Annotated in this window: 11 protein-coding genes and 1 riboswitch; of the genes, 8 read left to right on the top strand and 3 right to left on the bottom strand. The window is 70.4% G+C overall.

What is annotated here, in order from left to right:
- Positions 1-99: 99 nt before the first annotated feature.
- Positions 100-1,965 carry an N-acetylmuramoyl-L-alanine amidase gene (locus tag ACFMQL_RS01465; RefSeq protein WP_378784250.1) on the bottom strand — a complete coding sequence of 622 codons (1,866 nt, stop codon included), beginning with the start codon at positions 1,963-1,965 and terminating at the stop codon, positions 100-102.
- Positions 1,966-2,346: 381 nt separating this feature from the next.
- On the opposite strand from ACFMQL_RS01465, the gene ACFMQL_RS01460 reads away from it, so the two are divergent.
- The 8 genes from ACFMQL_RS01460 (at position 2,347) to ACFMQL_RS01425 (ending at position 11,862) form a co-directional block, all read left to right on the top strand.
- The gene (locus ACFMQL_RS01460; RefSeq protein ID WP_364066484.1) at positions 2,347-2,622 is read left to right on the top strand and encodes a hypothetical protein; all 276 of its coding nucleotides are present in this window, start codon (positions 2,347-2,349) and stop codon (positions 2,620-2,622) included.
- 13 nt (positions 2,623-2,635) lie between these two features.
- Positions 2,636-4,456, top strand: a complete 1,821-nt coding sequence (gene glmS / locus ACFMQL_RS01455) for a glutamine--fructose-6-phosphate transaminase (isomerizing) (RefSeq protein WP_364066481.1) — start codon at positions 2,636-2,638, stop codon at positions 4,454-4,456.
- A gap of 58 nt (positions 4,457-4,514) precedes the next feature.
- A complete protein-coding gene (locus ACFMQL_RS01450) occupies positions 4,515-5,270 on the top strand; it encodes an SAM-dependent methyltransferase (RefSeq protein ID WP_364066479.1) in 756 nt (251 codons plus the stop codon).
- A 100-nt stretch (positions 5,271-5,370) separates the two neighbouring features.
- Entirely contained in the window at positions 5,371-6,336 is a 966-nt protein-coding gene (locus ACFMQL_RS01445; RefSeq protein ID WP_378784248.1) for a tripartite tricarboxylate transporter substrate-binding protein, read from the top strand.
- A 4-nt stretch (positions 6,337-6,340) separates the two neighbouring features.
- Positions 6,341-6,545: riboswitch (cobalamin riboswitch) on the top strand.
- 127 nt (positions 6,546-6,672) lie between these two features.
- The gene (locus ACFMQL_RS01440; protein WP_364066473.1) at positions 6,673-8,832 is read left to right on the top strand and encodes a ribonucleoside-diphosphate reductase subunit alpha; all 2,160 of its coding nucleotides are present in this window, start codon (positions 6,673-6,675) and stop codon (positions 8,830-8,832) included.
- Positions 8,833-8,844: 12 nt separating this feature from the next.
- A complete protein-coding gene (locus ACFMQL_RS01435) occupies positions 8,845-9,840 on the top strand; it encodes a ribonucleotide-diphosphate reductase subunit beta (RefSeq protein WP_364066470.1) in 996 nt (331 codons plus the stop codon).
- A 19-nt stretch (positions 9,841-9,859) separates the two neighbouring features.
- Positions 9,860-10,981 carry a mechanosensitive ion channel domain-containing protein gene (locus ACFMQL_RS01430; protein ID WP_364066467.1) on the top strand — a complete coding sequence of 374 codons (1,122 nt, stop codon included), beginning with the start codon at positions 9,860-9,862 and terminating at the stop codon, positions 10,979-10,981.
- Between the two features lie 410 nt (positions 10,982-11,391).
- Entirely contained in the window at positions 11,392-11,862 is a 471-nt protein-coding gene (locus ACFMQL_RS01425) for a TspO/MBR family protein (protein ID WP_364066464.1), read from the top strand.
- Positions 11,863-11,865: 3 nt separating this feature from the next.
- Here ACFMQL_RS01425 and ACFMQL_RS01420 read toward each other — a convergent pair whose 3' ends face one another.
- Together ACFMQL_RS01420 and ACFMQL_RS01415 are read right to left on the bottom strand one after the other, a co-directional pair.
- Positions 11,866-12,849 carry a DUF2804 domain-containing protein gene (locus ACFMQL_RS01420; RefSeq protein ID WP_364066461.1) on the bottom strand — a complete coding sequence of 328 codons (984 nt, stop codon included), beginning with the start codon at positions 12,847-12,849 and terminating at the stop codon, positions 11,866-11,868.
- Positions 12,850-12,926: 77 nt separating this feature from the next.
- Positions 12,927-13,868, bottom strand: coding sequence for a type II CAAX endopeptidase family protein (locus tag ACFMQL_RS01415; protein WP_364066458.1), 942 nt, complete (start codon positions 13,866-13,868; stop codon positions 12,927-12,929).
- Positions 13,869-13,883 lie beyond the last annotated feature (15 nt).

Raw genomic sequence — 13,883 nt, 5'->3', positions numbered from 1 at the left:
GTCGAAAACCGATTCTCGGCGATCGATCGCCGATTCGCGGCGGTGGATCGCCGCTTCGTGGCCGGCCGATCGCCCGTTCGTGACGGTGAGGCGCCGGCGTCAGGCCTTCGGATCCACCAGCCGTACGTCCGATGCCATCACGAACATCACCCGGTGCCCGAGCTGGATCTGGTGGTAGCGGGTCTTGCCGGTGGTGGTGACGTGCTTGGAAGGCCGGAAGGCGTTGGCGGAGTAGTGGGTGCCGGTGATCGTGTCGCCCACCGTGTACGTCTGCCCCGGCGGGATCTTGTACTTGAGCGGCGTCAGCGGCTGCGGCGACGCCTTGGTGTAGGCCGACCTCTCGGGGTAGGCGCGGCCGTACACCTTGACCGCCCCCGAGATGGGCGTGACGAGCGGGCCCTTGGCGGGGATCGCGGTCGGCTTGGCGGCCGGGTTGTGGAACCACGCCTTCTGCCCCAGGTACCAGATGGCCGTCCAGTCGCCCTTGCGTTCGGCGACGGCGTAGCGCTGGCCGGTGGAGGCGCGGGCGCTGTGGTCGTACACGCTGTACGTGCTCGGTTTGCCCGGATGCTTGCCGATGTCGTTCACCAGCGGCGCGCTGTGGCTGGGTGACTTGTGCAGCCAGACGGTGGAGGCGCCGTGCGACGGGCACGCCTTGTCGGGCTTGGTGGCCTCGCAGCCGGTGAAGCGCGGCCGGTTGCTGTCGTAGTCGGGCCTGATGATGATCGAGTTGCCGTTCTTGGCCGCCTTGAACGGCTTCTTCATCAGCTCGAAGTAGTGCGCCCAGTCCCAGTACGGGCCGGGGTCCTCGTGCATGCCCGCCACGGTCGCGGGCGTCGTCCCCGGCACGTTGTCGTGGCCGAGGATGTGGGCGCGGTCGAGCGGGATGCGGTATTTGGCGGCGAGGTAGCGCACCAGGCGGGCCGACGACCGGTACATCGCCTCGGTGTACCAGGTGCCGCCCTTGGCCAGGTAGCCCTCGTGCTCGATGCCGATGGAGCGGGTGTTGACGTCCCAGTTGCCGGCGTGCCAGGCGATGTCGTTGGTGGCGACGTGCTGGGCCACGTGCCCGTCGCGGGAGCGGATCGTGTAGTGCCAGCTCACGTACTTGGGGTTGCGGATGAGGGAGGGGATGCCCTGGTAGCCGCCCTCGGTGTCGTGGATGACGATGTAGTCGACCGAGCGCTTGCGCGACAGGCGGTCGTGGTTGCCGTAGTCGCGGTTCTTCTTCTTGCCGAAGCGCCTGTGCGCGGCGGGCATCCACTCGCAGTGCAGCGAGGCGGGGCATTCGGCCTTGCCGCCCGCCGTGTGCCCTTTGGGCGTGCCGGGCTCGTCCTCCTCGTCGAGCTCGGGGAGGCCATCGCCGGAGACGAAGTCGCCCGGGTCGGCGAGCTCGGGGAACGCGGCGGGGTCCCAGATGGTGTCGGGCTGCAGGTCGGGGATGGGGTCGAGCTCCACCAGGTGCCCGTCGTCGGTACGCCGCCGCGCGCCCTCCCGCATCACCGCGAACACCTCGTCGGCGAACGCCCTGGCCGACTTCGGATCGCCGGCCCCGGCGTACTTGGCGACCGCGGCGTGCCAGTCGGCCGGGTCGGTGCTGGGGCGGTCCTGGTAGGAGGCGAGCAGGGCGGCGCCTGCGCGGATGTTGGCGGCCGGGTCGCGGCGCAGCAGTTCCTCGGGCAGCCCGGCGAGCTTGGCCGCCTCCGGCAGCGTGGTGGGCTGCCGGGCGGCGGCGGTGCGCATCGCCGCGTGGGTGATGGCGTCGACCTTGGGGGACATCGGCCTGCTCTCGTCGCCGCGCGGGTCGGCGTGCCCGTCGCCGAGGTGCTCATGACCGGCGGCGCCGGCAGGGAAGGCGTCCACCAGGTGCATCGGGCCGTAACCGCCGGCGGTGCTGGGCCGCCCGCCGTTGGCGTCCCACCGCGACTCCAGGTACGACACCGCGAGCAGCACGCTCTCCGGCACCCCGTACTCCCGGGCTGCGGCGGCGAAGTCCGCCTGGCGGCCCGTCGCCGCCGCGGCTGCGGGTGCGGAGGTGGTGGCCGGCGAGGTCGTGAGGGGGAGGCCGGCCGGACGGTGAGGACGCCGGCGACCAGGCCGGCGGCGAGCCAGAGCTGCATGTACATCTCCCCAGGAACGTCACGATATGACTACTCAGCGTAACCATTCCCAGAAAGGGATGTGTCAGACGGGTCGGTTGATACGCATGTGATCAGCCTGATCTCGCGGCGAACGTGGCATCTTGATCATGTGAGAGTGATCGGCCGACACCGCTCGGCGCATTTCCTGCCCGATATCGGGCAGGATGTTGGCGTGTCTCGTTCCAGAGCCGTATGGTCCTCGTCTGTGTCCACGGCACGGCATCCGTACGAAGATCTCATCGCGCACCTCACGCGGACGAGCCCGCTCGGCCCCGGCGAGGCCGCCCGCGTGATCGCCGACGTGCTGGCCTACTTCTCCGAGTCCACGGAGGAGTTCGTCAGGCGCCGGCACGGCGAGCTGAAGGCGCGCGGCCTGACCAACGACGAGATCTTCCCCCGGATCGCCTCGGAGTTACGGAGCCGCAGGGTCGCGGCTCCGGAGCTGTCCCTCAGGCAGCTCCGCAGGATCGTCTACGGATGAGAAGGAGACCTCGATGTGCGGAATCGTGGCCTATGTCGGCCCCAAGGACGCCGCGCCCATCTTGCTGGAGGGGCTGCAGCGGCTGGAATACCGGGGCTACGACTCGGCCGGAATCGTGGTGTCCAACAAGGGGCTGAAGGTACGCAAGGTCAAGGGCCGGGTCGCCGACCTGGCCAAGGTGGTGCCGGCGCGATTCAAGGGCGGCCTCGGCATCGGGCACACGCGGTGGGCCACCCACGGCGTGCCGAGTGACGTCAACGCGCACCCCCACCTGTCGGCCGACGAGCGCATCGCGGTCGTGCACAACGGCATCATCGAGAACGCCGCCGAGCTGCGCGCCAAGCTGGAGGCCGACGGCGTGGTGTTCGCGTCCGAGACCGACACCGAGGTGCTCGCCCACCTGATCGCCCACGCCGTCGACGAGAACGAGACGCTGGAGGAGGCCGTCAGGAAGACGCTCAAGAGCGTCGTCGGCACCTACGGCATCGCGGTGATCGACGCCGAGCGGCCCGGCGAGGTGGTCGTGGCCCGCAACGGCAGCCCGATCGTGCTGGGCATCGGCGAGAAGGAGATGTTCGCCGCCTCCGACGTGGCCGCGCTGGTCCGCTACACCCGCCAGGTCGTGCACCTGGAGGACGGCGAGCTGGCGGTGATCAAGGCCGACGGCTTCCACACCTTCTCCAGCGACGCCCGCGAGACGGCCAAGGAGCCGCTGACCGTCGACTGGGACGCGGGGCACTACGACACCGGCGGCTACGAGCACTACCTGCTCAAGGAGATCTCCGAACAGCCCGAGACCATCACCAGGACGATGAGCGGGCGGCTGGACGAGCGCTTCCACGTGGCCCACCTGGGCGGGCTCAACATGGACGCCCGCGAGACCCGCGGCTTCCGCCGCGTGAAGATCATCGGGTGCGGGTCGGCGTACTACTCGGGGCAGATCGGGGCGCAGCTCATCGAGGAGCTGGCACGCATCCCGTCCGACGCCGAGCCGGCCAGCGAGTTCCGCTACCGCAACCCCGTCGTGGACCCCGACACCCTCTACGTCGCGATCAGCCAGTCGGGCGAGACCTACGACACGCTGGCCGCCGTGCAGGAGCTCAAGCGCAAGGGCGGCCGGGTCATCGGCATCGTCAACGCCGTCGGCAGCGCCATCGCGCGCGAGGTGGACGGCGGCATCTACCTGCACGCGGGCCCCGAGGTCTCGGTGGCCTCGACCAAGGCGTTCACCTCGACCTGCCTGGCGTTCGCGCTGCTCGCGCTGCACCTCGGCCGGGTGCGCGACCTGTCGCCCGCCGACGGCCGGCGCATCGTCGAGGGCCTGCGCCGCCTGCCCGGCCAGATCGAGCAGATACTCGGGCAGAGCGACCACATCGCCGCGCTGGCCAAGAAGTACGCCCCGCACCCGAGCATGATGTTCGTCGGGCGCGTGCGCGGCTACCCGGTGGCGCGCGAGGGCGCGCAGAAGCTCAAGGAGATCTCGTACGTGCACGCCGAGGCGTATCCGGCGAGCGAGCTCAAGCACGGGCCGCTCGCGCTCATCGGCCCGGACATGCCGACGGTCGCGATCGTCCCAGACGACGAGCTGCTCGACAAGAACCTCACCACGCTCGGCGAGATCCGCGCCCGCGGCGGCCAGGTGCTCATGGTGGGCCACCGCGAGCCCGACCCCAAGCTGGCCGACGACGTCATCGTCATCCCGAAGAACGAGATCGAGCTGGACCCGATCCTGCTGACCATTCCGCTGCAGCTCTTCGCCTACTACGCCGCGGTGGCACTCGGCCGCGACGTCGACAAGCCACGTAATCTTGCCAAGAGCGTTACGGTGGAGTAGCTAATCCAAAATGGCCCAGCCTATCGTTAAATCGCCGCGGACGTCATAAATTCAAAGTGTGCGGCAGTTCGACCATCGCAGGCCCCATCCCGCACGCATGTATGACTACATGCTCGGCGGGAAGGACAACTTCGCGGTCGATCGCCAGGCCCTCGATCAGCTCGCCGAGCTGATCCCGGAGGCGGTCCCGCTGGCCCGCGCGAACCGGGCCTTCCTTCAGCGTGCCGTACGCTACGTCGCCCGCGCCGGGGTCGACCAGTTCCTCGACCTCGGCAGCGGGCTGCCCACGCAGGGCAGCGCGCACGAGGTGGCGCCGGAGGCCAAGGTGGTCTACGTCGACTGCGACCCCGTGGTGCGGGCGCACGCCGCGGTCCTGCTCAGGCGCTCGCCGGGCAGGGCCCGTTTCGTTCAGGCGAACCTGCTCGATCCCGGCGACGTGCTGGACAAGGCGGGGGAGTTCCTCGACTTCGACCGTCCCGTCGGGGTGCTGCTGGTGTCGATCCTGCACTTCATCCCCGACTCCGACGATCCGCAGGGGGCTGTGGCGGCGCTGCGCGAGCGGCTGGCGCCGGGCAGCCACCTGGTGATCTCCCACGCCACGACGGGCCGCGCCGACGATGACGAGCCGTCGTACACCCGCCCCGGCAGCGGGACCGATCGCTCGCCCGCGCGGATCAGGGAGTTCTTCGGCGACTTCCCGCTGGAGCCGCCCGGCCTGGTGCAGGCCACGGACTGGCGGCCGGACCGGCCCAAGCTGGTGGGGGACTGGTCGCTGCCGTCGTCCCTCATGGCCGGAGTTGCCCGTAAAGCCTAATAAGCCCAAAAATCAAGAAAAATCGTGAACTATAGCGATTTTGAATAACGACCGTGACCCCGGTGTATAGCCTGCCGTAATGGGTTAATAACCTGGAGTAATGGGGGTTTCGGGGGAGAAGCACATGCGCCGCCGGCGCTTTCTGGCCTGCGGCCTCGGCATGGCCGCCGCCGTCGCCGGCTGCGGGACCGAGCGGGCCGGGGGAGCCGTGCCGGTCGCCGGGTTCACGCTCAAGCCGGACGGACGGCGCTGGGAACGGGTCGGCCAGGCGTTCGCCGGGGCGGCGCAGGCCGTGGGCTACCAGCCGGGCGGCGGCTTCGACCTGGCACTGAGCGGCCTGCCCGCGGCGGCCGCCGCCGAACTCAACAACAGCCAGAGCATTCTCGAGACCGCCACCCCGCTCGCCAGGCTCAGCGGCGAGGCCCTGGTCGTGGTCGTCCCCGACGGCTCGCCGCTGAAGGACTTCGGCGACTTCGGCGCGCGGATGCTGGCCGACCCCGGGCGCACCCGGCTGGCCGGCGGCTCGCCGGGCGAGCCCGACCACCTGCTGTTCGGTCTCATCGCGCGGGCGCTCGGCGCCGACACCCGGCAGGTCGACTACACCGGCTACCCCAGCGGTGGCGAGGTCATGGCCGCGCTGCTGTCCGGCAGGGCCGTGGCCGCCGCGGGTCCGCTGTCCACCTGGCGGGCCGGGATCGAGCGCAGGCGGATCAGGCCGCTTGCGGTCTCGTCGGCCGCCCGTCTGCCCGAGCTGGACGCGCCGACCCTGCTGGAGTGCGGCGTGCGGGTCGACTTCTCCGACTGGGTGGGCGCGTTCGGCCCGGAAGGCATGGCGGAGGAGGGCCGCGAGGCCGCCGTGCACATGTGCGACGAGGTGCTCGGCTCCTCCGCGTGGGAGGCCGCCTGCCGGGCCGCGGGCTGGCTGCCGATCCCGCTGGCCGGCGACGACTTCGCCCGCTGGCTGCACACCGAGCTGGCCCGCACCCGCGCCGTGCTGCGGGACCTCGGCATGGTCGACACGACCAAAGCCACAACATGCTGGGGTAGTTGCGGGAACGGCCACTAGATGTAGGATCTCGCTCGTCGCTGGTTCGCCTCATCGGAGGCGGAGCAAAAGGGAACCCGGTGAGATTCCGGGGCTGCCCCGCAGCGGTGAGCGGGAACGACCGCCGTCATCAGCACTGGAGAGATCCGGGAAGCGACGGCCAGTAGGTGCTCCACGGAGCTGGAGCGTGCCCGCGAGCCCGAAGACCTGCCAGCGATGCGCCGGGCCGTGCGCCCGTGCGCGCAGTGTTCATGGCCTCGAGGGCGGGCCGGGCACACGCGGGATCGGCGCGCCGCGCCGCGCTCCGCCGTGCTCTCGCCTGCCTTTCGAGGGGAGGCTCGCGAGGAGAGAGAGCACGTGACCCAGATCGTTGAGGTTGACCGCCGGCTGGCCATCGAGGAGGCCGCCGCCCGGGTGATCGCCGATCCGGCCAACTCCCGGGTCGCCGCCGGGCTGCTGGCCGAGGAGATCGCCGACGAGGCGGCCGGGCAGGGCGTGCGGACGTTCTCCGAATCCATCGCCGCCACGCACGCGGCCGGGCTGATCCAGGACCGCCTCGCCGAGTTCGTCGCCGCGCACGCGGCCGAGCTGGACGCGCTGGTCTCGGACGCGGCGGACGCCCGTTTCGAGTACTTCGGGCTCCGTACGGTCTACGACCGCTACCTGCTGCGCCACCCCGAGACGCGGGCGGTGCTCGAGCGGCCCCAGCACTTCTTCATGCGCGTGGCCTGCGGGCTCTCCGGCACCGTCGCGGAGGCGGCCGAGCTGTACGCGCTGATGTCCACGCTGTCCTACCTGCCCAGCTCGCCCACGCTGTTCAACTCCGGCGCGCGCCGCCCGCAGCTGTCGTCGTGCTTCCTGCTCGACTCGCCGCGCGACGAGCTGGAGGCCATCTACGAGCGGTACGGCCAGGTGGCCAGGCTGTCGAAGTACGCGGGCGGCATCGGCATCTCGTGGACCCGGGTGCGCTCGCGCGGCTCGCTGATCAGGGGCACCAACGGTCACTCCAACGGCATCGTGCCGTGGCTGCGCACGCTCGACGCCTCGGTGGCGGCGGTCAACCAGGGTGGCCGGCGCAAGGGCGCGGCCTGCGTCTATCTGGAGACCTGGCACGCCGACATCGAGGAGTTCCTGGAGCTGCGCGACAACACCGGCGAGGACGCCCGCCGCACCCACAACCTCAACCTCGCCAACTGGGTGCCCGACGAGTTCATGCGCCGGGTCGAGGCCGACGAGATGTGGTCGCTGTTCGACCCGAAGGAGGTGCCGGATCTCACCGACCTGTACGGGGAGGAGTTCGACGCGAGATATCGCGCTTACGAGGCCGCCGGGCGATATGTCCGGCAGATTCCCGCTCGCACCCTGTACGGCCGCATGATGCGCACCCTCGCCCAGACCGGCAACGGCTGGATGACGTTCAAGGACGCCGCCAACCGCACCTCCAACCAGACGGCCCGCCCGGAGAACGTCATCCACCTGTCCAACCTGTGCACCGAGATCCTGGAGGTCACCAGCGACGCCGAGACGGCGGTGTGCAACCTCGGCTCGGTCAACCTGGCCGCCCACCTGAACGGCGGTGACATGGACTGGCAGCGGCTGCGCCGCACCGTGCGCACCGCCGTACGCGTCCTCGACCGCACCATCGACCTCGGCTTCTACCCGACGCCGCAGGCCGAGGCGGCCAACAAGCGGTGGCGGCCGATCGGGCTCGGCGTGATGGGCCTCGCCGACGTGTTCTTCACGCTGCGGCTGCCGTTCGACTCGCCGCAGGCTCTCGAGCTGTCCACCAGGATCGCCGAGGAGATCGCGCTGGCCGCGTACGACACCTCGGCCGACCTCGCGGCCGAGCGCGGCCGGCACCCCTCGTACGACGAGACCAGGGCGGCCGGGGGAGTGCTGCACCCCGACCACTACGGCGCGGCCACCGGCCCGCGCTGGGACGCGCTGCGCGCGAAGATCGCCGAGACCGGCCTGCGCAACTCGCTGCTGGTCGCGATCGCCCCCACCGCCACCATCGCCTCGATCGCCGGCTGCTACGAGTGCATCGAGCCGCAGGTGTCCAACGTGTTCAAGCGCGAGACCCTGTCGGGCGAGTTCCTCCAGGTCAACCGCTACCTGGTGGCCGATCTGAAGGCGCGCGGGCTGTGGACCGACCAGGTGCGCGACGACATCAAGCGGGCCGACGGCTCGGTGCAGCAGGTGCCTGGCGTGCCCGGCGACCTCAAGCAGCTCTACCGCACGGCCTGGGAGCTGCCGCAGAAGGCGCTCATCGACCTGGCCGCCGCGCGGCAGCCGTACATCGACCAGTCGCAGTCGCTCAACCTGTTCATGGCGAGCCCGACCATCGGCAAGCTCTCGTCGATGTACGCCTACGCCTGGAAGAAGGGCCTGAAGACCACCTACTACCTGCGCTCGCGGCCCGCGACGCGCATCGCGCAGACCACGGTCGCCGCGCCCCCGGCGCAGGCGGTGGCCTGCTCTCTTGAGAACCCCGAGACCTGCGAAGCCTGCCAGTAAGGAGCCCCGACGATGCTGCTCGACCCCGGCATGGACCTCACCCTGCGGCCCATGCGCTACCCCGCCTTCTACGAGCGCTTCCGCGCCGCCATCCGCAACACCTGGACGGTCGAGGAGGTGGACCTGCACTCCGACCTCGCCGACCTGGCGAAGATGACGCCGCAGGAGCGGCACCTGATCAACCGGCTGGTCGCCTTCTTCGCCACCGGCGACTCGATCGTGGCCAACAACCTCGTGCTCAACCTCTACCAGCACGTCAACGCCCCCGAGGCGCGCCTGTACCTGAGCAGGCAGCTCTTCGAGGAGGCGGTGCACGTGCAGTTCTACCTGACGCTGCTCGACACGTACCTGCCGGACCCGGACGAGCGGGCCAAGGCGTTCGCCGCGATCGAGCACATCCCGTCGATCCGCGACAAGGCCGAGTTCTGCTTCAAGTGGATCGACTCCATCCAGGGGCTGGACCGGCTGGAGACGGCCGCGCAGCGCCGCCAGTTCCTGCTCAACCTCATCTGCTTCGCCGCCTGCATCGAGGGCCTGTTCTTCTACGGCGCCTTCGCCTACGTCTACTGGTTCCGCTCGCGCGGGCTGCTCGGCGGCCTGGCCACGGGGACGAACTGGGTGTTCAGGGACGAGTCCATGCACATGGAGTTCGCCTTCAGCGTCGTGGACACCGTACGGGCCGAGGAGCCCGAGCTGTTCGACGACGAGCTGGGCAAGCAGGTCACGGAGATGCTGGAGGAGGCCGTGGCCGCCGAGCTGGCCTTCGCCGAGGACCTGTGCGGCGACGGCATGCCGGGCATGGGCGTCGAGCAGATGCGCCTTTACCTCGAATACGTGGCCGACCAGCGACTGGTTCGTCTGGGTCTGCCCAAGAGGTACGGTTCTGCCAATCCGTTCGCCTTCATGGAATTGCAGGACGTCCAGGAACTCGCCAACTTCTTCGAACGGCGTGTCTCGGCGTACCAAGTGGCAGTAGAGGGCAATGTGAGCTTTGACGAGACGTTCTAAGACATAGGGGGCAGGTAACGTGCACTCTCCAGCGGACTGGCCGATCCTCGGGATCTCGGTGATCGGCTCGATCCTCCTGGTGGAGGTGGCCAGGCGGCTGCTTCGCAGGGCCAGCCGCAAATGGGACCCGGCCCGTCACCTCCTGGAGCACTGCACGTGGCCCGCCTTCCTGACCGCCGCCGTCGTCGCGTTCAACCTGGTCTTCGGGCCCGGCATGTTCGGCGACACGCCGGGCGAGCGGGCCCTGGCCAGGACCGTCCAGCAGGTGCTCGGCCTGGTCACCATCGCCGCCGTCACCTGGCTCATCGTGCAGGCCACGTACGCGCTGACCGACGTCGTGCTCGAACGGCTCGTCCGGGTCGAGGGTGAGCGCAACCGGCGGGCCCGGCGCATCATGACGCAGATCGCGCTGGTCCGCCGCATCGCCGCCGCCGCCATCATCGTCATCGCGATCGGCGCGATGCTCTTCTCCTTCCCGCAGGTGCGGGCGCTCGGCGCCGGTCTGCTCGCCTCGGCGGGCATCGCCGGCGCCATCGTCGGCATCGCCGCCCAGCCCACGCTCGGCAACGTGGTGGCCGGGCTGCAGCTCGCCTTCAGCGACGCGATCAGGATCGACGACGTGGTCGTGGTGGAGAAGGAGTGGGGGCGCATCGAGGAGCTGACGCTCACCTACGTCGTGCTCAGGCTCTGGGACGAGCGCCGCCTGGTGCTGCCGGTGTCGTACTTCACGCAGAACCCGTTCGAGAACTGGACCCGGCACGGCAGCCGCGTGCTCGCCGTGGTGTACCTGCGGGTGGACTGGTCGGTGCCGGTGCCCAAGCTGCGCGACGCCCTCTATGAGTTCCTGCAGACGAACGCCCTGTGGGACCAGAAGGACTGGACGCTCCAGGTCACCGACGTGCACGAGAACGGCCTGGTCGAGCTGCGGGCCCTGATGAGCGCCGCCGACTCGCCGTCGGCGTGGGACCTCAAGTGCGACGTGCGCGAATTCCTCGTCAACTACATCAGGGAGAACTACCCCGACTCGCTCCCGCGCTTCCGCGTGGAAACCCCGGAGAGCCGCCTCGGCGTCGGCAATGCATCCGGAAACAGCCTCGGAAACAACGCTGGAAACAGCGTCGTACGGGACGCCGGCGAATAAATCGGTGGCCGCGGCGTTGATCGCCCGCCTATCGTGGAAGGCGTCCAGCGACGGGAGAAAGGCGGGAGAAATGCGCGACACGTGCCTCGGCAGGCCGTCCGCCATCCTCCTTGAGCTGCGGCGACGGCTTGTCTGAGCGTTCTTCTGAACGCAATCGGGAAAGCCGCCTCGCCCCCTCCGAGGCGGCTTTGCTGTCATGTACGCGCCGGGCGCGGGGCGGCCTGATCAGCTCCTCACGTCCGGACTCGCGGCCCTGAAAGGAAAGGGCCGCCGGGCCACGGCCTGGCCGTCGGGAATGGCGCCCCCCGGCCGGACCCCGCCCTCGCCCCGGGCCGGTTCACGCCGGCCGGGCCCGGGGCCCGAAACCTCCGTCCGCGCGTCGATCGCCGATGCCGGGGCAGTGGACGGTCATGAAAGGCAAAGTCCTGCTGAAGACCGCGCTCGCGGTCACCGCCACCGCCGTCGCCGGCTCGCTCGGCACCGACCCCCGCTCCACCTGGTACCAGCGGCTGAAGAAACCGTCCTGGCAGCCGCCCCCGCAGGCGTTCCCGCTGGTCTGGACCCCCTTGTACGGGCTCATCGCGTACGCGGGCGCCCGCGCCGCCTCCCGCGCGGACGCCGAGCGGAAACAGGCGTTCACCCGCGCGCTCGCCGCCAATCTGGCGCTCAACGCGGCCTGGCCCGCGCTGTTCTTCCGCACCCGCACCCCAAGGCTGGCGCTCGCCGAGATCCTCCTGCTCAACGCCTCCAACGCGCTGCTCATCCGCAGGACCTGGGCGGCCGACAGGAAGGCCGCGCTGCTGCTGACGCCGTACGCGGGCTGGACGGTGTTCGCCGCCGCGCTCAACGGCGCCATCGCCCGCCGCAACCCCGGCGCCTGACCGTCACCAGCGCTGGCGGGCCTCCTCCGCCCAGCCGGTCAGGCCGTCGAGCTCGACCCACGTGCCGTCGTCGGCCCGCGCCCGCCCGCCGAAGTGACCGAAGCACTGGTGCGTCTCGGAGCCCACGACGCCCAGCTCCGTGCGGGCGACGCGCTCGTGGAACGGCGTGAAGACCGCCTGCACCCGCTCGCCGGTGATCCGCCACGGCTTCATCCAGTCGCCGCGGTCGTACTGCCAGGCGAGCTCCTCGCCGATCTTGTGCAGCCGGCCGTCGAGGAACAGCGCGTTCTCCGTCATCCCGGTGCCGTCGGTCCACTTGCCGCCGAGCTGGATCGCCCGGCCGGGCGCGCTGCCCGCCGCCCAGTTCCACACCGCCCGGTACGGCCAGCGCCCCCGCCCGTGGTCCAGCACGGCGAACGCATCAGGGCCGCCGATCTCGTACGTGGCCGCGCCGAGCCTGAGCCGGCCGCGTACGGGACGGCCGACGTCCTTGACCGTGTACTGAAAGCGCCGCGGCCCCCACGGCACCACCACGCCCAGCGACTCGTGGTCTTCGGGCAGCGGAATATCGAGCTCGACCTCGGCCTGCGCGGTCACGGCCCGGATCGAGGCGCCGTCCGGCCGCTGCACCAGATCGACGGCCAGCCCCGGGGCGCGGGCCGACGCGGTGCCCTCGCCGCTGCGCTCCGGCAGCACGCTCCCGCGCGCCAGCGGCACCACCGCGTCCTTGACGTGCTCGTCGCCGGTCGCGCGGTCCAGCACGTACAGGCCGTGCACGCCGGCGTAGTCGAGCGAGGACACCACCAGGCCGATCACGTGGGACGGCGTGACCACGCCCCAGTACTCCCAGCGCTTGGTGCGGCCCCAGCCGCGCAGGTTGGCCCGGTGCAGCGGGCGGCGCGTCCAGCCGACCGCCCGGGGGTTCAGCCGCCCGTCCGGCAGGCACAGGTCGACGGCCTCGGTGATCTCCCGCTCGTGGGTCGTCATGATCGCAGCGTAGCCGGGCGGGCGCGGAAGCCCATACGGCCTCCGCGCCCGCCCGGCTACGCGCGTTCAGTGCTGGTTCAGTTCTCGTTCACGGCCTGGAGCGCGGGGGCGGCGCTCGGGTCCTCCTCGGGCTTGTAGCCGAGGCGGCCGCGGGTGAGGAGCAGGACCACCAGGGCGCCGCCGAGGCCGGCGAGCAGGGTGACCATGCCGGCGGTGTCGGGGTCGGTGATCGTCGGGAACATGTCCGAGAAGGCGATCGACATGAAGTTGTTGACGCTGACGTGCAGCACGATGATCAGCGGCAGGCTCTGGCCGGTGCGGTTGAACACCCAGGTGATCACGAAGCTGAACGACCAGGCGAAGCCGATGAACACCAGGACGTGCTCCAGCGTGACGTTGGGGTAGCCGCCCCACTCGGTGAGGAAGAGCGGCAGGTGCCAGATGCCCCACAGCGGGCCGAGGATCATGGTGGCGCCGAACGGGCCGTACTTGCGCTGCATGCGGGCCAGCGCGAAGTCACGCCAGCCGGGCTCCTCGGCCAGGCCCGTGGTGACCATCTGGATCAGCAGGCCGGGGATGTAGGCGGCCAGCACCGCCGCGGGCGGCATCTTCACGGCGCCGTCGGAGAGTGCCAGCGAGGTGATGACGAGGGTGACCGGCACGCCCACGGCGGTGATCACGTACCAGAACCAGCGCACCCGCCACTTGGTCATGCGCCCGACCCAGCGGCGGATCCCCTCCTTACCCTCGGTGATCCGCGTCACGAGGTAGGCGGAGAAGATCGGGCCGAGGTAGGCGCCCGGCAGCACGCCGAGGAACTGGGTCGTGCCGAGCAGGGCGGGGAAGTCGAAGTCCCAGATGCCGAGGCCCTGGTTCGAGAGCGCGTACGGCGTCCATGCCACCCAGCTCAGCAGGTTGGCCAGGACGAAGAAGCTGATGAGCGGGCGGCGGCGGATGAAACCTGCGAGCCCGCCCTGGCTCGGCGAAGCCTGGGTGGCGGGGGTGCTGTCGACAGCCATGTGTAGGTATTCCTT

Source organism: Nonomuraea fastidiosa (assembly GCF_042751225.1).
In the GTDB taxonomy this organism is placed as follows: Bacteria; Actinomycetota; Actinomycetes; order Streptosporangiales; family Streptosporangiaceae; genus Nonomuraea; species Nonomuraea fastidiosa.
This window is presented reverse-complemented; position numbering and strand designations above follow the sequence as displayed.

Excerpts from the sequence above, each read along its gene's own strand:
- ACFMQL_RS01415 (WP_364066458.1), bottom strand. The coding sequence starts at position 13,868 with ATGGCTGTCGACAGCACCCCCGCCACCCAGGCTTCGCCGAGCCAGGGC.
- glmS (WP_364066481.1), top strand. The coding sequence starts at position 2,636 with ATGTGCGGAATCGTGGCCTATGTCGGCCCCAAGGACGCCGCGCCCATC.
- ACFMQL_RS01420 (WP_364066461.1), bottom strand. The coding sequence starts at position 12,849 with ATGACGACCCACGAGCGGGAGATCACCGAGGCCGTCGACCTGTGCCTG.
- ACFMQL_RS01425 (WP_364066464.1), top strand. The coding sequence starts at position 11,392 with ATGAAAGGCAAAGTCCTGCTGAAGACCGCGCTCGCGGTCACCGCCACC.
- ACFMQL_RS01445 (WP_378784248.1), top strand. The coding sequence starts at position 5,371 with ATGGGGGTTTCGGGGGAGAAGCACATGCGCCGCCGGCGCTTTCTGGCC.
- ACFMQL_RS01435 (WP_364066470.1), top strand. The coding sequence starts at position 8,845 with ATGCTGCTCGACCCCGGCATGGACCTCACCCTGCGGCCCATGCGCTAC.